This window comes from Paenibacillus sp. MCAF9 (assembly GCF_052114265.1).
Lineage (GTDB): Bacteria > Bacillota > Bacilli > Paenibacillales > Paenibacillaceae > Pristimantibacillus.
In genome coordinates this window covers 13,082-34,065 of sequence record NZ_JBFREL010000010.1, presented here as the reverse complement: position 1 = coordinate 34,065, position 20,984 = coordinate 13,082, and the positions used below count along the sequence as shown (strand labels likewise).

19 protein-coding genes are annotated in these 20,984 nt (G+C 45.6%); 5 read left to right on the top strand and 14 right to left on the bottom strand.

Going from position 1 to position 20,984, the window contains the following annotated elements; all coding sequences use genetic code 11:
• Window positions 1-92: 92 nt before the first annotated feature.
• Window positions 93-1,202, bottom strand: a complete 1,110-nt coding sequence (locus AB4Z45_RS17545) for an ATP-binding protein (protein ID WP_441910533.1) — start codon at window positions 1,200-1,202, stop codon at window positions 93-95.
• A gap of 152 nt (window positions 1,203-1,354) precedes the next feature.
• On the opposite strand from AB4Z45_RS17545, the gene AB4Z45_RS17540 reads away from it, so the two are divergent.
• The gene (locus AB4Z45_RS17540) at window positions 1,355-2,260 is read left to right on the top strand and encodes a DUF4275 family protein (protein ID WP_441910532.1); all 906 of its coding nucleotides are present in this window, start codon (window positions 1,355-1,357) and stop codon (window positions 2,258-2,260) included.
• On the opposite strand, the gene AB4Z45_RS17535 is transcribed toward AB4Z45_RS17540, so the two are convergent.
• The 9 genes from AB4Z45_RS17535 to AB4Z45_RS17495 form a co-directional block, all read right to left on the bottom strand.
• Window positions 2,238-2,990: a DUF6843 domain-containing protein gene (locus AB4Z45_RS17535; RefSeq protein ID WP_441910531.1), complete on the bottom strand. Its 753-nt coding sequence runs from the start codon at window positions 2,988-2,990 to the stop codon at window positions 2,238-2,240. The genes AB4Z45_RS17540 and AB4Z45_RS17535 overlap by 23 nt on opposite strands.
• Window positions 2,991-3,542: 552 nt before the next feature.
• A complete protein-coding gene (locus AB4Z45_RS17530) occupies window positions 3,543-4,283 on the bottom strand; it encodes an ABC transporter permease (RefSeq protein WP_076268437.1) in 741 nt (246 codons plus the stop codon).
• A 1-nt stretch (window position 4,284) separates the two neighbouring features.
• Window positions 4,285-5,013 carry an ABC transporter permease gene (locus AB4Z45_RS17525; protein ID WP_441910530.1) on the bottom strand — a complete coding sequence of 243 codons (729 nt, stop codon included), beginning with the start codon at window positions 5,011-5,013 and terminating at the stop codon, window positions 4,285-4,287.
• Window positions 5,010-5,921 (bottom strand): ATP-binding cassette domain-containing protein, encoded by a 912-nt coding sequence (locus AB4Z45_RS17520; RefSeq protein ID WP_441910529.1) that lies wholly within the window; start codon window positions 5,919-5,921, stop codon window positions 5,010-5,012. Before AB4Z45_RS17520 ends, AB4Z45_RS17525 begins: the two co-directional genes overlap by 4 nt.
• An 84-nt stretch (window positions 5,922-6,005) precedes the next feature.
• Window positions 6,006-7,364 (bottom strand): HAMP domain-containing sensor histidine kinase, encoded by a 1,359-nt coding sequence (locus AB4Z45_RS17515; protein ID WP_441910528.1) that lies wholly within the window; start codon window positions 7,362-7,364, stop codon window positions 6,006-6,008.
• 26 nt (window positions 7,365-7,390) lie between these two features.
• Complete coding sequence (locus AB4Z45_RS17510; protein WP_076268628.1) at window positions 7,391-8,065, bottom strand: response regulator transcription factor; 675 nt, start codon at window positions 8,063-8,065, stop codon at window positions 7,391-7,393.
• Window positions 8,066-8,256: 191 nt separating this feature from the next.
• Window positions 8,257-9,480 (bottom strand): cation:proton antiporter, encoded by a 1,224-nt coding sequence (locus tag AB4Z45_RS17505; RefSeq protein WP_076268433.1) that lies wholly within the window; start codon window positions 9,478-9,480, stop codon window positions 8,257-8,259.
• 2 nt (window positions 9,481-9,482) lie between these two features.
• The gene (locus AB4Z45_RS17500; protein WP_339206454.1) at window positions 9,483-9,974 is read right to left on the bottom strand and encodes a cation:proton antiporter regulatory subunit; all 492 of its coding nucleotides are present in this window, start codon (window positions 9,972-9,974) and stop codon (window positions 9,483-9,485) included.
• A 48-nt stretch (window positions 9,975-10,022) separates the two neighbouring features.
• Entirely contained in the window at window positions 10,023-10,385 is a 363-nt protein-coding gene (locus AB4Z45_RS17495) for a hypothetical protein (RefSeq protein ID WP_430055634.1), read from the bottom strand.
• 213 nt (window positions 10,386-10,598) lie between these two features.
• Between AB4Z45_RS17495 and AB4Z45_RS17490 the strand changes: the two genes are divergently transcribed.
• Window positions 10,599-11,060, top strand: coding sequence for a cupin domain-containing protein (locus tag AB4Z45_RS17490; RefSeq protein WP_441910527.1), 462 nt, complete (start codon window positions 10,599-10,601; stop codon window positions 11,058-11,060).
• 76 nt (window positions 11,061-11,136) lie between these two features.
• Here AB4Z45_RS17490 and AB4Z45_RS17485 read toward each other — a convergent pair whose 3' ends face one another.
• The gene (locus tag AB4Z45_RS17485; RefSeq protein ID WP_441910526.1) at window positions 11,137-12,684 is read right to left on the bottom strand and encodes an HD-GYP domain-containing protein; all 1,548 of its coding nucleotides are present in this window, start codon (window positions 12,682-12,684) and stop codon (window positions 11,137-11,139) included.
• A 138-nt stretch (window positions 12,685-12,822) separates the two neighbouring features.
• Here AB4Z45_RS17485 and AB4Z45_RS17480 point away from each other — a divergent pair, with 138 nt between their 5' ends.
• Complete coding sequence (locus tag AB4Z45_RS17480) at window positions 12,823-14,019, top strand: MFS transporter (protein ID WP_441910525.1); 1,197 nt, start codon at window positions 12,823-12,825, stop codon at window positions 14,017-14,019.
• 33 nt (window positions 14,020-14,052) lie between these two features.
• On the opposite strand, the gene AB4Z45_RS17475 is transcribed toward AB4Z45_RS17480, so the two are convergent.
• Complete coding sequence (locus tag AB4Z45_RS17475) at window positions 14,053-15,714, bottom strand: PAS domain S-box protein (RefSeq protein WP_441910524.1); 1,662 nt, start codon at window positions 15,712-15,714, stop codon at window positions 14,053-14,055.
• Between the two features lie 282 nt (window positions 15,715-15,996).
• On the opposite strand from AB4Z45_RS17475, the gene deoC reads away from it, so the two are divergent.
• Window positions 15,997-16,686 carry a deoxyribose-phosphate aldolase gene (gene deoC, locus AB4Z45_RS17470; protein ID WP_441910523.1) on the top strand — a complete coding sequence of 230 codons (690 nt, stop codon included), beginning with the start codon at window positions 15,997-15,999 and terminating at the stop codon, window positions 16,684-16,686.
• Window positions 16,687-16,830: 144 nt separating this feature from the next.
• On the opposite strand, the gene AB4Z45_RS17465 is transcribed toward deoC, so the two are convergent.
• Window positions 16,831-17,703, bottom strand: coding sequence for an aldose epimerase family protein (locus AB4Z45_RS17465; protein ID WP_441910522.1), 873 nt, complete (start codon window positions 17,701-17,703; stop codon window positions 16,831-16,833).
• Between the two features lie 397 nt (window positions 17,704-18,100).
• Window positions 18,101-19,237 (bottom strand): peptidylprolyl isomerase, encoded by a 1,137-nt coding sequence (locus tag AB4Z45_RS17460; RefSeq protein ID WP_441910521.1) that lies wholly within the window; start codon window positions 19,235-19,237, stop codon window positions 18,101-18,103.
• A gap of 291 nt (window positions 19,238-19,528) precedes the next feature.
• On the opposite strand from AB4Z45_RS17460, the gene AB4Z45_RS17455 reads away from it, so the two are divergent.
• On the top strand, window positions 19,529-20,974 hold the full coding sequence (locus AB4Z45_RS17455) for an HD-GYP domain-containing protein (RefSeq protein WP_441910520.1): 1,446 nt from the start codon (window positions 19,529-19,531) through the stop codon (window positions 20,972-20,974).
• The last annotated feature ends 10 nt before the right edge of the window (window positions 20,975-20,984 follow it).

Below are 20,984 nucleotides of genomic sequence, written 5' to 3'. Positions count from 1 at the left end.
ATTCCAACTCTTGAATAGTGCTGATGCAGAAGATAGTGGACATATTCCACCGTCTTCTGCATCTCGCTAGCGCAGCTTCAAGTTTGAAGCAGCTATAGCATCTCAACCTTTAGGTCAGGGAAACGACCTTGCAGATCTGCTAAACGATCTAGTAGTGCAGCCTTATCAAATGGATATTTAAAAATGTCCGGATTCGGCTTAAAGGTAATGCTTGTGCCTGTTTCCTTCGTCATGCCTAAGACAAGCAGTTCACTTTGCGGTATGCCATGTTTAAAGTCTTGACGAAATACTTTTCCATCACGGCGAACCTCTACAGAAAGCTGTTCAGACAAAGCGTTAACTACAGGCATGTTTATGCCTTTTAACCCTTCGGAAGCTACAACGGATGCGCTTTTATTGTAATGCCCAAGCTCCGTAAGCACGGTTTGTACTGGAGTTGTCTTCGACTGAGGGAAGGCTTGAATCGGAATGCCTCGACCATTATCAGAGACGGTAATGCTTGTATCGCTGTGAAGGACGATGTATAGCTCCGTACTATAGCCTGCTTGGTGCTCCAACACCGAGTTATCAATGACGGACCATAAAAGATGATTCGGATCGTACCCCTCTTTATTTTCGCCTAAATACTCTTCAACGTTATTTCTAGCCTCAGTAAGCTCCATATAATGGCTCGTATCGAGCAGATCAGTAATAGCGGTCAACAAAAGCAGCAGCGGAAGCGTTCGATGAGCAGGCAGAGAATACTTGCCTCCACGTTCCTCTTGAACCAAAAGGTCAGCCCCGAGTAAGGCTTTGGTATGGTGGTAAAGCTGCCCCGTAGTTCCCAGGTTTAGTCGTTCTACGATATCTGAGCCGGAGAGAGGCTCCAGCAATACAGCAAGCAGGATGTCGAGCCGCTGCTTATTTCCGAGTGCTGCCAAGATTTTCGCTACTTTATCGGTGTCAAGACCGAGTAAGTGATGGACTTCTTGCTGCCTAGGGTCCCATCTGAAGCCATTGTGCCCGCGATATTGCCCGGAATAAAAGAGGCTGCCTAAATCATGCGGGACTTCATCGTTTAATGAGTTCTCATTTAAATTCATAGTTAATGCTTGTTTTGGAGAAGGACGAGTATTAATGACCTGAGTTAACATTTGTTTGAGCTCGTTCATCTCTTTGGTAAGTAAATCGAGCTCAGTTCCGTAGTCTCTAGAAGCTGTCAAACGGCATCACCTCTTAATATTATTGTTTTACGTAATTACGTTATACAATAAATTTAACATAAGTTCAGTCAATTGTAAACAATGACCAAAAACTTTGTGGTACGATGAAGAAATATTTTGATAGCAGGCCTAACACTTAAGGGGGTAAGGGATTGTTTTCGAAAAAGAGGCATGTGAGGATAGATTGGGAATGCTCTATTGAGGACGAAACAGATGCTCGCGTCTGTGTTAATGTCACATTTCCAGATTACTCCCGGTGGGTAGCTAATTTTTATACGGTAAAATGTATCGAATCCATCCGCAACGATCATTTGAGCAGCGGGGACAATACGTTCGTCTGGTTAGAAGAAAATTTGATTATTGTCGATAAAGTAAGTCGAGCACATATTGAGAAAATTATTGATGAGAGTATTGAACAGAATACATTCGAGTATTTGTTTAAATATTTCGGGTCGGTTAAGGCACCGAATGTTAGACAATATCCAGACGGTTTCTTCGAAAGCAGGTCCCCAATTGATCCGATTATAATCGGCAGCCAAGCGAGCACACTCCGGGAAATGTTGGAGCATGCCAGTGATGAACTAAAAGAGGGGATTAAACAGTTTCTGTTTGGCGAACGGCAGGTGAGGATCGAGCATCTAAAGCTAGTACCTAAGCTTGAAGCTAAGTCTATGATTGTGGCTGAGGCAGAGCTTGAGGGTCGTGACATGAAGCGCGAGTGGGAAGACGTTTTTGCAGAGGGTTTGGATGCCCAAGAAAAGACGAATATTTATATGGAACAATACTTATGGCATGTTTTCAGCTATGCAAAAAAACCATGCTTAAGCGATGAACAAGCGGTCGAAGCATTCCGTAATGAGCCTAAAAAGGCATGTTATGTCATTTATCAGCAGCATGGTTTAGTGTTGTTTATAGAAGATGCAGCGCGTTTAATGCCTGAGGATGTGGAAGGCGAACAGGACATCTATATTGTAGATGAGCATTTCAAGTGGACCTATGTGGTAACCCATGAGTCTGAATTAGGGCCTTATTTTGTTAAGGCACAGTATACTCGCTAATCGTTACTCCAGGATCGGAGCCGTATTTCATGGTTTCGCCAGAGATCGAAATTTTCTTTACTTCATTGCCCAGTTCATCTACTAATACATGCCTAATGCCTCGCACAGGCCGAGGACTGGACGTTTTATAGATACCATTTTCCGAAATGTTAATTACTTCATATCCTTTTTTCTTAGAGATAGGTGGAGAGCTTGAATCGCCAAAATGAATGACAACAGTGCCATGAAAGCTTTGTGGAATGTGATGGATAACTGGTCTGCTCTTCTCAACCTCTGAGACCAGCATATTGATCGGCAGGTATATGATTACAAGTGAAGCAAGCAAGAAAATGACATAGCCCTTCTCTTTTATAGCAACAAGAGAACCTACAGAGAATACGATTGCAGAGCTGGCAAATAGTAAAATAAACAGTCCGAACTCAGGAGAAAAGAGATTCTGTATTCCCCATATTCCTAAGCCCATCATAACGGTAACGGAAGCTGCGGCAATGATACTTAGAACAATTAGCAGGGCAGTGCGCAGAAAAATAGCCGACTTCCTCCATCGGAACATCAGGGTGTAAAACGGGAGAATAAGGAATAGATACGAAGGAAGCGTCCAGCCGATAAGCTTGCTCGCATCACTTCCGAGGCTCTGATCGTACACGAGCGCCAAATAACCTAAATAAGCGAGTACGCCTGCAAAATAGCTGGCTATAGCAACTAAAACGTAAAATAGCTTTTGTTTCATGGGGACAACACCTCTTCTGTGAGTATGGAAGCTCTGTACCCCTAAAGCATAACGTTATACCGAATATCGCAATAGTTCTATCTTTTGTAGTACCGACCTCACGAAGTGCTTGGAGCAAGTACTTCTCCAATAACTATTAGCCGCAAATAAGGAGGAAGTAACATGAAACGTATCCTTTCAGGAATAAAACCAAGTGGGGAGCTTTGCGGATAGAGATCAAAATCAACAGGAAAATCTCCAGCTAATTTTGCGATTATGCCCGTATATTCTGAATTAGAAGGAATTTGTCCCGTTAAATCAATGGAAATGGGCTGTTTCCTAAAATACTGCCTAGATTAGCGGGAAGATTTCCTGTTAAATTGGTTTTTATCAGAAAAGAGCGAATGATAGCGGGAGAAATTCCTGTTAGTTTGCTTCTCAAGGAGCCGATAAGGCAGGACGATGTCTAGAATGAGTTGATTGGGATGAGTGAGTTACCAATACAGTAATGAAAAACGGTCAATCCCGCCTTTGCAGTGGGATTGACCGTTTTTTCGTTTGTAACTAAGCGGCTTACACTTCTTTGCGAGTGAAATAAAGTAGGCCAATTGCAAAAAACAAAACAAAGCTGCTCGTTATCGTAATGAGCAAGTTTTCTAATGGGAGCGCAAAAGCGCCGAAATTGTCGCCTTCGAAGCTTAGCATCGCCAGCATTGGTTGTGCCCATGGGTAGAAGGGCGCGAAGCGTTCAGAATTAACGATAAGCATATTAGGCAGCGTAAGCATCACATTAATGACGAGTGGAGCGGCAAAGCTGCTCCAGCTTACAGATACGAGCAGTTGAAGCGCAGCAAGCGGGAGACAGGCAAGCCAGCCGCTGCCAACTCCTTTCAGGAGCATTGCCCACGGAAGCGGGCCGTCAATGCCTTGATAGGTCGCTGCAATGATAACTGCTCCAAGAAATAGCAGCTGCGTTATGGCAAGGAGAACAGCAACTACACTGAATTTGGCGAAGTAGAGTCCGATTCTAGACACAGGCAGCGTAAGCAGCTGCTTCCAGCCTCCTCCTACATGCTCGTATCTGCATACGAAAGCGGACAGAATGCCCGTTAATATTGGTAAGAACAGCATAGCATGGAACGAAGCCATCGAAGCAATGAGTAAGGCATATTGTGCGGACGCATCCGGCGAATCAAACGATATTAACATGCCGAGAGCAAGTGACAGCAGCGAGCTGAGCGGGATGAGTATCCAAATAAACGTTTTGAATAACTTAATCCGTTCCGCAGCAACTAAACGTAGGAAACCCATCATTTCAATTCACATCCTTTTTGATGAAATGAAAGGCGCCAACAAGTAGAAGAATGCACCCGAGCAGAAAGCCTCCACCAACGAATAGCTCTCGCTGCGAATCCATATAACCTAGCATCGGCCAGTTTAACGGCAGCAGCTTTGACCAATCCTTTGAAATCAGGCCTGTGAATATGGAGCTGATCGCGATCAACACGCCAAACGTAATAGGAATGGCTTGATTTTTCATGGTCATGCATAGCCATACAAACAGCGCAAGCGCCGGGAGCGATGCGATAAACGGCAGGAAGCAAAGCCGCAAAATATCGATTACTGGCATCTCTTTAAGCCCGAATCGCAACGATAAACCAAGCGCAGCGGTACCTATCGCCAGCAAAACACATGATGAGAGCAGCAGCAGGAAGCTTAATGCGAATTTGGAGCGGAACACGGCGCCCTTGGATATAGGAAGGGCGAGCAGCTGCTTCCACGCATTTGTGTTATGTTCGATATTTGCTAGCAGGGAAGAGACAAGTGTCACTCCAAGGAATAGCGAGATTGGAACAAACATTTGGATGTCCTGAAGCAAGACCTCCCAGAGTCTCCCTGCATATCTGTTCGTTAAATAATCATAACGAAGTCCGTAATTAAGAGCTTGCATAGCGATCAATCCGATAGGGCCAATAAAGATAAGAAACCATAGCCCTTTGCCGCGTATTTTCAAAAAATCAGCTGAAAGTGCTTTGAGCATCATAGCTTACCCTCCCCGACAATTTGCAGGAAGAGATCCTCCAGTGATTTGCGTTTCTCCTCGACACGGTAGATAGAGTGGTCTCGCTCTACGAGATTTTTGACAATGCGTGCAAGGGCAGGGTTATCGGTATGCTCCAGCATAATGGCGGAACCATTTTGTACAGCGCCCACACCTTGCCGCTGCAAGGCAGCAAGTGCTAGCTCTGGCTCAGACACGACCAGCGATATTGTACCTTGTGCCTGTGCATGCAAATGGCTAATCGTATCTTGGAAGACAAGCTCCCCCTGACGAATAATACCGACGGTTCCTGCTGTAAGCTCGACCTCGCTTAACAAATGGCTGGATATAAGTACGGTAATGCCATGCTGCTTAGGCATTTCTTTAATTAATTCACGAATTTCCAATATGCCGGATGGATCTAGTCCATTTGTCGGCTCGTCGAGCAGCAGCAGCTCCGGGCTGCCAAGCAATGCGCTTGCTATACCTAGTCGCTGCTTCATTCCAAGCGAGAAGCCTTTCACTGGACGTCGCGCTTCCTTGGCCAGTCCAACGATGTCGAGCACTTCAGCAATTTTGGAGACAGGAGCACCGAGTATGCGGCGAATAGCTTCTAGGTTGTCGACGGCGCTTAAATGACCATAATACGAAGGGTATTCGACGAGCGAGCCGACCCGGCGCAATATAGATAACCTTTCCTTATTCAAAGATTTCCCGAAAATATGAACCGATCCGCCCGAGGGCTGGATTAATCCGAGCAGCATGCGGATTGTCGTCGTTTTACCAGCGCCATTCGGCCCAAGAAAGCCATATATATCTCCTTTTGCAATTTTCAAATTTAGATTGGACACCGCATAACGCCCTTTATAACGTTTGCTTAGTCCCTTCGTTTCGATTACCCATTCATTCACGTTAATCACCTCAGTACTTACATTAACGGGTGAAGGTTAAACGAAGAGCTGCCCAAGTTTAAATTTTGTTTAAAAAAATTAAATTCAATTTGAATAAATGTATATGGTCGTTCCGCTAGCTAGGGTATCCCTATGCCATTCGAGCTTCATTTCTTTCAGAAGATAATCGACAATGGCTAGCCCAATGCCTGCACCTTTGCCCGTCGGAGCAGCCTCTAGCCCGTTGCCATGATCGCGAATAACGAGCGCAGATTGGCCTAGGTAATACTCAACAGTAATGCCGATGTATTTGCCGCCGATCGCATGCCTCGCCACATTTTGAAATAAATTATCCAGCACGCGGCGGAAACCTGCCTTATCGACAACACGGAGCATAGCGCCATCAGGCAGCTCCACATCAGCGACGATACCTTCCTGTTCCCAAAGGGGATACCAAGACGCGGCGCTCTCACGAACTAATCGCAGCAGATCCAGTGGCTCCAGCTTAAGCGGATAGCGGCCGCTTGTCATGAGCGTGTAGGAAAGCAAATTTTCAATGAGGCTGTCTAAGCTGATTATTTTTTGCTCCATCTGCTTCACAGCTGCTTGCGCATTCAAGCTTAATGGTTCCTTATGCAAGGAATACAGATGGCTGTTCATGACAGTTAATGGTGTCCTCAGATCATGCGACAAGCTGGCGATGAGCTGCTTGCGAAGCTCCTCCTCTGCACGCTCGCGCTCCTTGCTCTCCTTAAGCTGTTCAACCATCTCATTAAAAGCTGTCTCCAGCTGCCCAATCTCATCATTTTTCTTAATAAGGATTGGCATCGGAAGACCGTTGTCGCCATGCAGCGTCATCGCTGATTGCAGACTGAGCAGACGTTTGCGAATATGCCGGAAGAAGAGCAGGGATATCAAGAAGAAAAAGGCGAACATAATAAACAGAAACGCCAAATAAAAGGGTGTGCCTGAACTGATTGGCTTATTAACCTGAATGATGGAGCGCTGCAGCTGCATCACCATAAACCCAGACTCCTTGTGGTCTGCGCCAAGGAACGACACGACCGTAAAGGGATCGCTGTCGATGCTTGCTTTCATAAATTGAATGGAGCTGGCAGGTGTCCACCTGCTTGGAAGCTGCTCTTGTATAGGAAGCTGCAGCCTTGTTGATCCAGCAGAGTCAACCCAGAAGAGGGAAGCCTCGGGGTAAGTTTGCTTTAGCTCGCGCAATCTTTTGTCGATTTGAGCGGGATCCTTCTCCGTTAACTCAGCGGCCTGCTTATGCCATATTGCAGTTAATTCTTTTCCGCTGCCATACTTTAAATAGTCCATATTAGCGGTTTGCGTATTTTCTTGAATGAGTATATAAAGAATAGAAGCTACCGGAAATATGATTGGAATAAACAGAAAAGCAAACAAAATGATAAGCAGGTAGCGAGACAATAAGGTTTGGCGAAACTTCATGCCTCCAGCATGTGGTTTGGGCTTCTTCATGCGCGCACTCGATAGCCAATGCCGCGTACCGTCTCAATAATTTCAGGTGCAGCTGGGTTTCGTTCGATTTTTTCCCTCAAATAGCGGATATGAACCATCAACGTTTTATCTCCATCAATAAAGGATTCTCCCCATACGGCCTCATAGATTTGCTCTTTCGTAAGCAGTTGTCCCAAATGGCGAAGCAGATAGCTGAAAATGTGAAACTGCTTGCCTGTCAGCATAATTTCTTCCCCGGTCTCGCGGTTTTCCACCCGGTTTTGCTGCTCATAGACTAATAGATGCTTAATAGCCAAAGGCTCAGCAAGGCGTGCGCCTGACCTGCGAAGGAGCACTTCGATGCGTGCGGTCAGCTCGTCGGGATGGAATGGCTTGGTGAGGTAGTCGTCAGCGAACTGCAGCCCTTGCAGCTTATCATCGATGGAAGTGCGCGCTGAAAGCATAAGAATCGGGACATCCGGCGCTGCTTTTTTCAGCCGTTGTCCAATAGTAAAACCATCGAGCCCCGGCAGCATAACGTCTAGGATGACGAGTCTGCAGCCTGCAGCGGCCTCGAGCGCATGCTCGCCATTTTTTAACCATTCAACCTTATAGCCCTGCTCTTGCAAATGCTGTGAGACAAAGCTTCCAATTTCGATATCATCTTCAATATATAGCAGTGATGCCGTCATTTTTATAAATTCCTTTCATTCCTTCATTTTTATCCCTTATTTTAAGTGGTCTGCTTCGATTATACGGCAGAGCTTGGCGGAATGCATACCATTAAGCAACGTTTGATGTGGATCAGCAATAGGAATTTATTTGAAAATAAAGAAAGGGACCTAGCCGACAATGGCTAGATCCCTTTATATTCATTGCTTGGTCAGCCCTTGCTTCCAGGCTCCCGTGCTTTCTTTCCTTTTTCCCACCTAAATACTTTGTTTAACACTTTGAATACCCACTTTGACTCCTTAGTCAGAAGTGGTCCCAATATCGCCAGAATGAGTACATACAAGGCAGCGAATGGCTGCAGGAGCTCAAGCAAGCCGCCTGCTTTGCCGAGGTTCGCCATAATGATGGAGAACTCGCCGCGAGATACGATGGTCAAACCTATATTAGCCGATGCCTTCGGCGTTAAGCCAGCACTTTTACCGGCTAACATGCCTGCCAAGAAGTTGCCGAATAGTGTAACGGCAACCGCACCAAGTGACAGCCATACGGCTCCGCCAAGTGCGAATGGGTCGATGGTCAGTCCGAAGCTGAAGAAAAATAAAGCGCCGAAGAAGTCACGGAAAGGCAAAATCATATGCTCAATTCGCTTCATGTGAACAGTCTCAGCTAGTACTAAGCCTACAAGCAAAGCGCCGATCGCTTCAGCTACGTGAATCGTTTCAGAGAAGCCTGCTACGAGGAACAAGAAGCCGAATACGAGCAGCAGAAAAAGCTCGTTCGAGCGAATATTGAGAATTTTGTTCAGAAGCGGTGCAGCCTTCCTGCCGATAATCAAGAAGAGCAGCATGAATCCTAATGCATAGGAAGCAGACAGGAGTACTCCGCCTAAAGATGACGAATCACTGAGCACGAGTCCGGAGAGCACGGAAATATATACAGCAAGGAAGATATCCTCGAACATAATGATGCCGAGAATCATTTCTGTCTCCGGGTTGGCAGTCCTCTTCAAATCGACGAGCACCTTTGCGACGATAGCACTCGATGAGATCGTTGTAATGCCGGCGATGACCATTGTTTCCGCTACAGGGAAGTCGTTGATCCAGCCAAATAATAAGCCAAGTGAAAAGTTGATCAGAATATAGATCGTTCCGCCTACCGCTATTGAGCGACCCGATTTCATTAATCGACCCACAGAAAACTCCAGACCTAAATAGAACAGGAGGAACAGCACACCTAGCCGCCCCATGAATTCAATTAGTTCTGCACTATGAATAAACCTAAAGTCCAGTATGCCTACGTGCGGAGCATGTGGACCTACGGCCATGCCGATTAAAATATAAAACGGGATGACGGAAAATCGAATTTTTGCAGCTAACAGCCCGACTAAGGCGATGAGTATAACAGCAAGACCGATCTCCAGCACCATGTGATCCATAATTAACGGCTCCCATTTTGCAGCATCAGCTTAAGTAGCTTCAGATGCTGGCGTTCACCTGCAACGATGAGGGTAGTATCTGCTTTGAATATATAGTCGGGGCCGGGATTAATATGTTTTGCTTCCTTCTCAACCGCAGCGATAATGGTCGCTCCAGTCGTTTGGCGAATATCGGCCTGGCCGATTGTTCTGCCAATGCATGCGGCGTTTGGTTCAATCTTGTACCACTCAATCGTTAAATCATCGAGTGCGACTTCAATCGTTTCAAGCGCTTTCGGCTTGTAAGTCATACCGCCAATGATGGCAGCGACTTGTCTTGCTTCTTCATCCTCTAGGGTAACCATGGAAATGCTATCATCTGGATCCTCATAGTCAAAGTGATACATCTCACGGCGTCCGTCATCATGAATAATAATGACAAACTTATCGCCGCTCCTCGTCATAACTTGGTACTTTCGGCCAATGCCGGGCAGATCGGATTCTCTAATATTCATTGTGTATGCCTCCTCATTTGTTGTTAGTATACGAACAAAATGAGAGCATTAACCAACGAAATGGGAAGTGAATTTAATCGGAGTCATGAGCAGATCGCGCAATCTCTGTCGATAAGTAGTGACGAGTGCGGATAGGGTTGTGGAACGCCAATAAATAAGCATGAGAGCATGCATATAGGCGGCAACGAGTGCGTTTTCAGGTAAAAATGTTGTGGCAGTGGTGCTCTGTTTGCGTACGGTTGACGTCGCATATTTGGCTGCCGCAGTAATGCGGCTTGCACCAGCTGTTAACTCAAACATATTGCCTGCTTGGTAGGCGAACAGCGCTGCGAGCAGCAGCGGAACAATAAGGAACAAGTTCATTAAATGCTTGCGGCTAATAGGGCTGAAATCATGTATGCCATTGTTCATCTGTCCACCTCCAAAAGATTTCGTTAATATAAGTATAACTTATAAATTGAAATTTAAAAAGGCGATGTTACATATTAACAAAGAAAAAAAGATTATTGCCCTCTATTCCCAGATGTTTAATGAATTGACGATAAACCATAAGCGTTATAAAATAAGTAAACGATTTTTTTAAGGCGAAATAGAACGTAAAAGAGAGAAAGAAGGTTGAAATGGATGGGAGCAGAAGTGAAACAATTGTCACCGCTCGTACAAACGCTTGGTTTGAAGGAGCATATCGAGGGTGGATGGTACAAAGAAATTTGGAAAGCTGGTTTCACAATACCGCAGGAGGTGCTTGGAGCTCCTTATTCAGGACCACGCTTCGCAGCTTCATCGATTTATTTTATGCTGCACCCAGGTGAGTTTTCAGATTGGCATAAAGTTTATTCAGACGAGCTGTGGATGTGGCATTCGGGCAGTCCATTGATGCTGACACTTGGCGGTACCGAAGATGCGCCGGAAACTAGGAAAGAAATTATTGTTGGACCTGATGTACTGGCAGGTCATCAGCCGCAAGCATTAGTGCCGGCTAACGAATGGCAAATGTCCCACCTGCTAGGGGACGAGCCTGTACTCGTTTCATGCGTTGTAGCTCCGGGTTTCCATTACGATGACTTTCAGCTCATAAAAAAATAAATTTCTTTTATGAAGTAAACGATTAAGAGCCATCCGAGCAGGGACACTCCCTTGCCGGATGGCTCTTATATTGCAATTAATAGGCTTCTTCCTCAACCTTCTGTTTCTCTAAATGAATGGATTCAATAAACAGCGTTGTAAGCTTAGGGTCCCATTGTGTGCCTTTGCCGTCTTCAAGGATGGAGAGTGCGCGCTCATACGTCATCCCCTTCCGGTATGGCCGATCGGAGGTCATCGCGTCGAAGGCATCAGCAATAGCGATTGCACGGCCAAACAAAGGAATATCCGTACCTGCAAGACCATCGGGATAACCTTTGCCATCATAACGCTCATGATGGGAGCGTACCCCTGGCAGCAAGGCAGCCATCGCATCCGCAGGCTCAATTTGCTTCAATATATTTTCTCCGAGTACAGGGTGGAGCTTGATTTGATCAAATTCTTCGTCGGTCAGCTTACCTTCTTTGAACAAAACATCGTCACGAACACCGATTTTTCCGATATCATGAAGGAGTGCTGTTTTGTGCAGCAGATCAATCTGCTGCTCAGACCATCCGTCGAGGCGGGCGATTTGAACAGAAAAGTGGGCTACTCTCGTTGAATGGCCTGCTGTATAGGCATCGCGCGCGTCGAGTGCTGCCGCGAGTGTCATAAAATAGCTCTGAAGCAGCTGATTGTTGCGCTGCTCACGTTCCTTTAGGCCGTTAACCATATGGTTGAAACCAGCAATAAGCTTGGAGAATTCATCGGAATACACATCTGCTGCGCTCTCTTCAAAGTTGCCAGATTCAACGCTGATCATGCCGGCTTGGATCGTTTGTATCGGATCTTCGATGCTGCGCGAGAGCAATGAAGCTCCTAAAAGTGAGTAGAGAACGCCGATAATAAGAATAATGCCCGCCCATTGCCAATAAGCTAAGCTGCTGCCTGCTTGCGAGCTATCAAGCCTTATTTGCGAAGCTAGTCCGAATAACAATAAGGGCAGCGCTCCAATTAGAAAAGCACTCAGTCGAAACTTCGTGCGGATGGATACAAGCACTTTGCCGCTCAGAGTAATTTCTTCTTTATATCGTTCACGATGTTGATTGCTGATATGTATGATAAGAGGCCGAATGGCTTTGGTCGTCAAGAAAAATTCAATCATGGCGTGCATGCTGGCAATCATGAAACATACAGCGACAGCGATCCCGATATAAAAATAGGGAATGCTTATAAAGCCGAGCTTAATAAAAAGGAAGGCTAAACTGACAGCTGGGATTACGATGCCGAGAAAATGCGGACCAAACGTACGCTTAACTGATAATATCGGAAACGTATGTGTCTGGAGATAAGCTGTTTTTAGCTGATCAGAAGTTGGCTGCTGTCCTTGAAAGAGGAGTTGAATGGGTCTGAGATGCCGATAGAAGACGAAAAGTTCACAAACAAGCATAATAATAAGAGATATAATCATGAGAGCGCCTATCGCTACGCTTTCATTAGAAGGAATCGACAATGTAGAAAATACGATAACTCCCCCAACTCCGACTACGGCGAGTGTAGATCCGAAGAGATAGTTGCGCAGGAGCTGGTAAAGGAAAGAGGCATATACAGGGTCTATCTTTCGTTTTTCCTTCGTTGATGTATTCATATGCCGAGACCTCATTTCCACAGTTTCTTCCATACTAGTTCACAGTACCTATAGTATAGATCGGCATTTTTAAATTTGGATATTAGCGATATGGGAGAATTAGGAACGACTATTAGCAACAAGAGAGGAATTAATAAGGTGAAGGAATCACTCTGGACCAAACCGTTTGTTTTGTTGATTTTGTCTAATTTATTTTTGTTCTTATCGCTAGAGATGCTGCTGCCTACACTTCCGATGTTTGCGGCAAATAAAGGCGGATCGGATGCTGAAATCGGACTCATTATTGGTTTATTTACTTTTTCAGCTGTTTTATTAAGACCTTTTGTTGGTATGGCTTCAGATAAGTTTGGCAAAAAGCTGCTGCTTCTCGTTGGTGTAGCCATTTGCTTAATCGGTACGGCTAGCTATTACGCAGCAGTGACGATTACGATGATGCTTATGCTGCGTATCGTACATGGTGTAGGCTTCGGTATTTCAACGACCTTGTACGGAACGGTTGCTTCAGATATCATACCTGCCTCCCGCAGAGGAGAGGGCATGGGGTTTTTCGGTACAGGAAATGCGGTAGCCATTTCGCTCGGGCCCTTCCTTGGCATATGGCTGATGGAGGAGTTTGGCTTCTCCGTACTGTTTATCGTCGGTGCATGTATACTGCTGATTGCGATGGTTTGTACGGCCTTCGTCAAAGGTGACACCAAGGAGGAGAGGGCAAAGGCGCAAATAGCGTCCGCCACGGAAACCTCGTTCATGCTGCAGTTTATTGAGCCGAAAGCACTTATGCCTTCTTTATTAGGACTACTTGTAGGTTTGTCTCTGGGCGGTGTTATCAGCTTTATCACATTGTTCGGCAAAGAAACAGGCGTACAAAATATAGGGTTCTTCTTCCTTGTACTTGCTATAAGCGAATTTTTAATACGTTTTATCAGCGGACGGATTTTCGATTCGAAGGGGAGATTTTGGGTACTGTTTCCAGCGGCAATATCTTGTATCGTGGGCTGCATAATCCTTTATATGACGAAATCTACTGGAACATTGCTGCTTGCTGCGGTGTTTTATGGAGCGGGCTTCGGGGCTATTTTCCCTGGCTTGCAGGCTTGGGTAATTGACAGGGTGGAGCCGCAGCGAAGAGGAGTAGCGACTGCAACTTTTTATAATGCATTCGATATCGGAATCGGAAGCGGAGCCATGCTGCTTGGTCTAGTCGCGACATGGTCGAATTATGCGACGATGTATCTCGTATCCAGTTTGTTCTTCGTCATTTACTTAGTTGTATATTTTGTATATGAGAAGCAGCTTAAGCAAGCGGGTTTGGCGGAAATAGTAAAGCGATCGTAGCCGAGAAAAAACAGCAGCGACGATCGCGTGGAATTAGTGTGATACGTATCGATCTTTTCCTTCGCGCTTCGCCTGGTACAGCGCTTTGTCCGCATGGGTAAACAGCTCATCTTGCTTTGCGGAGCAGCCGGGATTCCATGTGGCTGAGCCCAAGCTTATCGTAACCTGCTGGCAGCCGGATAATTCTGCATGCGGTATTTTTAATTGTCTGACCGCTTCCAGAAGCCTAGATGCAATATTGGCGGCGCGCTCTTCACTCGTTTGAGGTAAAATAAATCCGAATTCCTCGCCCCCATAGCGGGCGACAATATCAAGCGGACGCTTCAGGGCGCTCCGCAATGCGGCGGCGATTTGTCTGAGACATTCGTCGCCTTTTTGATGCCCGAACGTATCATTGAATAATTTGAAGTTGTCGATATCGCCCAGCATGAGAGTGATCGGCATATGGTGATGCTGCGCTTCCAGCCATTCTTTGTTCCAAGTTTCATCAAACACTCGCCGATTTGCAATATTGGTCAACTCATCCACATGCGAGAGCTTATGTAATAATTGATATTTCTCAATCATTTTCAACTCATTTTCTTTGCGAGGGGTTACGTCTCTGGAGACAGAAACGATCGTCTGCGTGCGGTCACCATCATGGTAAATGACGCGGGAGGTCGTTTCGAGCCAGCGATAGATGCCTTCTTTGCGCCGCATGCGATAAGTAATGGTATTGGCTTCAACGTTGCTGTAAATGAGCTCTTGATTCTCAAGCATTCTCCCTCTGTCATCAGGATGATACAAAACAAACGGTGACGATCCAATCAGCTCATCATCGCGAAAGCCTAGCAGCATATAGCAAGCAGGGGATACATAAGTAAATAGCCCATCTCGATCATGCTTGGAGATCATGTCGCTTGAATTCTCAGCAAGCAGCCGGAAGCTCTTCTCGCTCTCCAGCAGCTTGTCAGCGATTCGCTTCCGCTCTGTAATTTGGCGAAAATGAACGGAGAGTCCAAATTCGGACGGGTATAAATTCGACTCAAACCAATTATTAAGCCGTGGAATAAATTGCTCGTACATGCGGTGTTGATTGGTTTCCATAGACAACCTATATTCTAGATGGCTTATGGACTCTGCGAGCCAAGGGAATAGCTCCCATATGCTATAACCAATCAGTTGTTCCTTGTTTCGCTTAAATAGTTCCTGAGTCGCATTGTTCGTATAGATAAACCTAAATTCATGATCCAGTGAGAAAAATGCATCTGAGATACTCTCCAAAATAGTGGAGATACGCATCGTAAGCTGCCTTACTTCCGACACGGCTTGCGTCTTCTCTGTAATGTCCATCATTTGCGATATAAAATGACGGGGGACGCCATGCCTATCATATACAAGGGATACGGAAAGAAGCACGGTTACAATGTCGCCGGTCTTTTTGAAGTATCTCTTCTCCATTTGAAAGGTGTCGATTTCGCCCTCGAGCAGCTGTTTCACGTAGCGGTAATCCTCTTCCAAGTCATCCGGATGGGTAATTTGGCCAAACGTAAGCTTGATAAGCTCTTTCTCCTCATAACCCAGCATCGTTTGAGCGGAAGGGTTGGCTACGATAAAACGACCATCTAAATCTACTAATGCCATGCCTATTGAGGCATAATGAAAAGCGCTGCCGAATAAATCAGCTTCGCGCTTTGATTTCGAAAACAAGGTCAAGCTGCGCACCTCTCTGCGGTTCAGACTGGATAAGTTTGTTAGTACATAGTAAAGAATAGAACACAACCATCCGTTTGTCCACATGACTTCTGTAGGAAAGATCGTCTGCAAAAAAGTAAGCATGTGGTATTTTCGGCGCTATATTATTGTTGTTTTGAACAAAGCTTCGTATAATGAAACGTATCATGCGTATCTCGCCCATTCGTTTGGATAGGATAGGGATGAGGCGTACAGGCAGAGCAATGTTTGGAGCAATCAAAATGATAGAGGAGGAGCAGCAAAATGAGCAACGATATGAATTTATCGCCGGCTGATATAGCGGCGATGATCGATCATACAATACTTAAAGCCGATGCAACAAAGGATGAGGTACTTCAAATTTGCCGCGAGGCTAAGCAGTATCAATTTGCAACGGTTTGCGTAAATGCAGGCTGGGTAGCAACAGCTGCTGAAGAACTAAAGGGATCGGGAGTAGGCATAACGACAGTCGTTGGTTTCCCATTAGGAGCGACGATGACGGCATCTAAGGCAGCAGAAGCGAAGTTTGCTATTGAAGCTGGAGCAACGGAAGTGGATATGGTATTAAACATCGGCTTGATGAAATCAGGCGATCTTGAAGGCGTTAAGCGTGATGTTGAGGGTGTAGCTGCGGCGGTTAAAGGACAAGCCCTGCTTAAAGTTATTCTTGAAACGGGACTTTTAACGGATGAAGAAAAGGTTGTCGCATGTGAAATTTGCAAACAGGCTGGCGCAGATTTCGTGAAGACATCGACGGGTTTTGGCAAGGGAGGCGCTACGGTAGAGGATATCGCGCTGATGCGCCGTACGGTAGGTCCTGACCTCGGTGTGAAAGCTTCCGGCGGCGTACGCGACCGGGAGACTGCTCTGCAAATGTTCGCAGCGGGCGCTACGCGTATTGGAGCAAGCTCTGGCATCGCTATCGTTACAGGCGGTCAAGGCGAAGGCTATTAGTTCGTTGCTCCTAAAAAGAAAAGAGGGAAGCCTTGCACCATGGAACCGAACCCATGGCTTGCAAGGCTTCCCTCTTTTTTTTGCTTAATGATTCCAATGCTACACAAGCTTAATGGCTGAATCGTTCGTCCAAAGAGACGAGACTTAACGTTCGCAGCTAATCGTCATGTTGGCATGCAGCTCTTCACCAGCGTTCAGCATGACAAGCTCCTCTTGACGGTTAAGCTCGCCATTCTCAGCCATCCATGGCTCTACACATACGAAAGGCCGATCCTTAACGGACCAAAGGACCATATATTTGAAAATGTCATCGTAAGTTAGACGAACGCGAGCGCCTTGCAAAGCGACGAAGGAGATTTCGCTCTTCTTCGCATCGAGCAGGCATACGGATTCAACAAGTCCTTCCAAGTCGATAACACCATCAAATGGTTTCTCTACATTATCGTTATAATCGACATAGCGGGTAGCATCGCTTTCATAAGCGATCTTCTTACCCGAATCAATGGCGAAATAAGGATGGAAGCCCGCATAAAAAGGCATCGCAGCAGCTTCGCTTAGATTGCGGTACAGCTGACGCGTATGTAATTGACCATCCTGCAGTACATAGGTAAACAACAATTCGAATGCAAAAGGGTAGGAGCGCAGCGTTTCTTCATTGCTTTGCAGGCGGATTGTAATCGAAGCCTCACCATCCGATTTTGTACTGACAACATCCCATACAGCAGTACGGGCAACGCCGTGATTAGCCATCGTGTACGATTGACCGTTCCACTCATAAGTTTGGTTAGCAAGCTGCCCGCTAATTGGGAACAGGATCGGATTGCCTCCGCGGATATTGGCGGTTGGGTTCTCAAACGTCGATTTGTCCAAATAAAAGAGCTCTAATCCATGCAGCTGGCAGCCGATAACGATACCGCCGCGCTCTGGACATACGATGATGCGGGATTGCGTGCTTTCTTCCGTTAATTCATACAAGGTATACGTATCCTTATAGCTGCGTACTTCGTAGTTGCTCACTTGTTTCCCTCCAATAATAGGTACATGGCATATTTCACCATCATATCATAATCGCAATACACGCTACCTCACTATTTATGTCCTAAATCACGCCTACAGAGTCATTTCGCCCTCCCCGTCATCCGTATGACTATCCCTAACCGATCGATCGCCTGTTTTAAAATGGTCGAATCTAGTAAAACAATCATCTACGCCAATTGATAGTCATAGAATAATATATATTAACTTCAGAAGAATGACATAAAATTGAAGAGGCTCATCTGTCCTTCTGAAGCCAAAGCCTCCCTGAAGCCCATCCCTCCGGGCGAAAGGGGGGCTTTTTATTGCGAAAAAGGACTGTGCCCACAGGTTATAAATAACCTATGAAGCACAGTCCCTTTAAAAAAAGCATTAGCTATTATTCAGCTTTTGGAGCGTCAGTAGCTGCTGGAGTCAGTGTGTTCGTGATTTTTGCTTTTGCACGAATTTCGGTCATCCAAGCTTCGGATAGCTCATTTGCTTCTGTAGCAACAAGCTGGTTCTTAATTTCTTCTTTTTTCTCTTCGAACGTTGGAACAACAGCAGCTTTCTCAGCTGTTTTCTTAATAATGTGGAAGCCGTTTTCGGTTTGAACAACACCGCTGATTTCATTAATTTTTAGAGCAAAAGCAGCAGCTTCAAACTCAGGAACCATTTTTCCTTTTCCGAATAGGCCAAGATCTCCGCCATTATCTTTCGAACCTGGGTCGATCGATTTCGCTTTTGCAATTGCAGCGAAGTCGCCGCCTTGCTTAAGCTCAGCTAGAATAGCGTCAGCCTCTTCTTTTGTAGCTACCAAAATGTGTGAAGCTTGAATTTGCTCAGGCGTGCCAAGCGCAGCTTTGTTTGTATCATAGAACTGTTGAATTTCTTCTGCAGTTACATCTGTTTTTGGCTCCAAAACTTTACGAATCGTTAGATTGATTTTTGTATCGCTTTTCAAGTTTTCAAGCGTCATGTTGTACTGAGCAAGTGCATTATTGAACTGCTCGTCCGTACCGAAGCTCTTCTTGATCAGCGCAATTTCAGCATCCACGTCAGCGTCTGTAACTTTGACGTTATTTGCTTCTGCTTCTTGGAAGATCAGCTCTTGTGTAATGATGTTCTCAAGTGTAGCCGGACCGCCTGCTTTAACTAGCTCATCGTAAAGTCTGTCTTTCCCTATGTTGACACCGTTGACAGTTGCCACGGTTTCATTGCTTGATCCAAATGGCGGTTTAATTAATACGACGATCAGCAAAATAGCCAGTACTGCTGAGACGATCAACCATGCTTTACCGCTTCCGCCTTTGGGAGCCTGATGAACGCTCTCCGAATTTAGGGCAGCAGCACGAACCTCGTCGTTTGATGCTTCAGGAAGCTCTTCGTTTAATTCTTGTTGAAGCTCCTCTTCGATAGCTGTATCTTGATCCGAAAGCTTGTCCTGCTCTTCTGTCTGTTCGAGCTCGTAACGTTCTTCCTTCGCAGTCAATTCGTTTTCTGCGTCTTTGTTTGGCTGCGATTCCTTGTTATTCATTCCATAAACTCCCTTCAATTTACCTGTCTTCAACTACTATAACAAAACAAGATTGAAAAAACCTTAATCTAAAATAAAAATATATGTTGTCGGCTCGAATTATCCGTATTTCCGCGAAATTTCACTATTTATAGGTTGACTGCGTGATGATATGATAGTAAAAGACGAATATCCAACATTATCCTACAAGTTTCATGTTGGTTTTTGATGGAGCTTTACATTTTGCGCCTCCCACAGGCGGTATGTTTACCAGCAAATACATATAAAGAACGACATCTAGGAGGAATAAGCTTGCGCAAAAATATGTGGGTATACACACGTTTAGTTTTATTAATGCTTTTGCCGTTGGCAGGCTATTTCGCGTTGCGAGGTTCGGAGCTTGATAAGAGCATTAACGCACCTCAAGAGCATTTTTATATCGTCAGTCTCGTAGCATTGATCTCACTGATCCTTGCTATTGCTGTAGGATTCGTCGCGATTACCCTTCGCAATATTAAGATTAGTTTCCTATCGTTATCTTATGTATCATTATCTGCATTGTTTGTTCTGCATGGCTTATCTACCCCTGGTTTTTTAACGCATCACTCAAGTACTGCAGGCAGCACTGCTCAGCTTAGCGTTATACTGGCCGTTGTATGGTTGTGGTTGTCCTCTATATCTGTAGATCGTCCTCTCATCAAATGGTTTGCGCAGCTGCAGCGAATGCTTTTGCCCTTATGGATATCCTTGCTTCTTGCCCTTTGCACCATCCTTTGGTTTTACCCGAATCTTATTCTGTTTCTACATTTTAAGGAATTGCCGATGAAATGGGCCGCAAGCCTATTTACGATCGCTTTGAATGGCTGGACAATATATCGGTATTTGCAAGCGTACATATCCTCTCGTTTTCCATTGCAGCTCGCCATCGTGTACAGCTCAGGATGGATGATTATTGCACAGCTGATTATCGTTAGTGGCGAGGCTTGGAATATAAGCTGGTGGCTTTACCATTTCCTATTGCTTGCTTCTGTTATCGTCATGGTTGGGGGTATAGTGAATCAATATGTCAGCTCCAAGTCCATTACAGCCTCTATTAAGCTGATGTTCCGCGCCAATCCGCGCGATTGGATTAATACCTATATGTCTTCAAGCGTTCGAGAGCTGGTGATGACAACGGAAGCACGTGATTCTTACACAGCAGGCCATAACTATCGGGTAGCTCTCTATGCTTTGAAGCTGGGCGAGGAGCTCTCGCTCAGCTCAGCTGAATTAAGGGCGATTGCGCAAGGCGGATTAGTTCATGACGTCGGCAAATTGCGAATACCGGATACGATTTTGAACAAGCCAGGCAAGCTTACACCAGAGGAACGTGAAATTATTGAGGTGCATCCTATATCGGGCTACGATTTGTGCAAAAGATTAGGTTTTATGCCGGAGGAGCTTTCTGTTATAAGGTCTCATCATGAGAAGTGGGACGGCAGCGGCTATCCTGATCAGCTTGCAGGTGAACAGATACCGCTGCTTGCACGGGTCACTGCCGTAGCGGATGTTTATGATGCCTTGACTTCGTCACGTTCTTACCGAAAGGCGATGTCGCATGAGGCGGCTATGGAAATTATTCTAAAGGAGAGCGGGCGACATTTCGACCCCGTGTGCGTTCAGGCATGGGAGCGCCTTGTTCGGGAGCAAACGAGCTTTTTCGAGGAAACCGTCCGCAACAGTCCGCATTTGAAGCTGGAGAAAAGGCTGATCAAATAGTTGCATTTCC

Bases quoted from the DNA above. Each gene is read 5' to 3' on its own strand.
- AB4Z45_RS17500 (WP_339206454.1), bottom strand. From the start codon at position 9,974: ATGAATATTAGAGAATCCGATCTGCCCGGCATTGGCCGAAAGTACCAA.
- AB4Z45_RS17525 (WP_441910530.1), bottom strand. From the start codon at position 5,013: ATGATGCTCAAAGCACTTTCAGCTGATTTTTTGAAAATACGCGGCAAA.
- AB4Z45_RS17510 (WP_076268628.1), bottom strand. From the start codon at position 8,065: ATGACGGCATCACTGCTATATATTGAAGATGATATCGAAATTGGAAGC.
- AB4Z45_RS17530 (WP_076268437.1), bottom strand. From the start codon at position 4,283: ATGATGGGTTTCCTACGTTTAGTTGCTGCGGAACGGATTAAGTTATTC.
- AB4Z45_RS17535 (WP_441910531.1), bottom strand. From the start codon at position 2,990: ATGAAACAAAAGCTATTTTACGTTTTAGTTGCTATAGCCAGCTATTTT.
- AB4Z45_RS17460 (WP_441910521.1), bottom strand. From the start codon at position 19,237: ATGAATAACAAGGAATCGCAGCCAAACAAAGACGCAGAAAACGAATTG.
- deoC (WP_441910523.1), top strand. From the start codon at position 15,997: ATGAGCAACGATATGAATTTATCGCCGGCTGATATAGCGGCGATGATC.
- AB4Z45_RS17485 (WP_441910526.1), bottom strand. From the start codon at position 12,684: ATGAATACATCAACGAAGGAAAAACGAAAGATAGACCCTGTATATGCC.
- AB4Z45_RS17490 (WP_441910527.1), top strand. From the start codon at position 10,599: ATGGGAGCAGAAGTGAAACAATTGTCACCGCTCGTACAAACGCTTGGT.
- AB4Z45_RS17505 (WP_076268433.1), bottom strand. From the start codon at position 9,480: ATGGATCACATGGTGCTGGAGATCGGTCTTGCTGTTATACTCATCGCC.
- AB4Z45_RS17515 (WP_441910528.1), bottom strand. From the start codon at position 7,364: ATGAAGTTTCGCCAAACCTTATTGTCTCGCTACCTGCTTATCATTTTG.
- AB4Z45_RS17495 (WP_430055634.1), bottom strand. From the start codon at position 10,385: ATGAACAATGGCATACATGATTTCAGCCCTATTAGCCGCAAGCATTTA.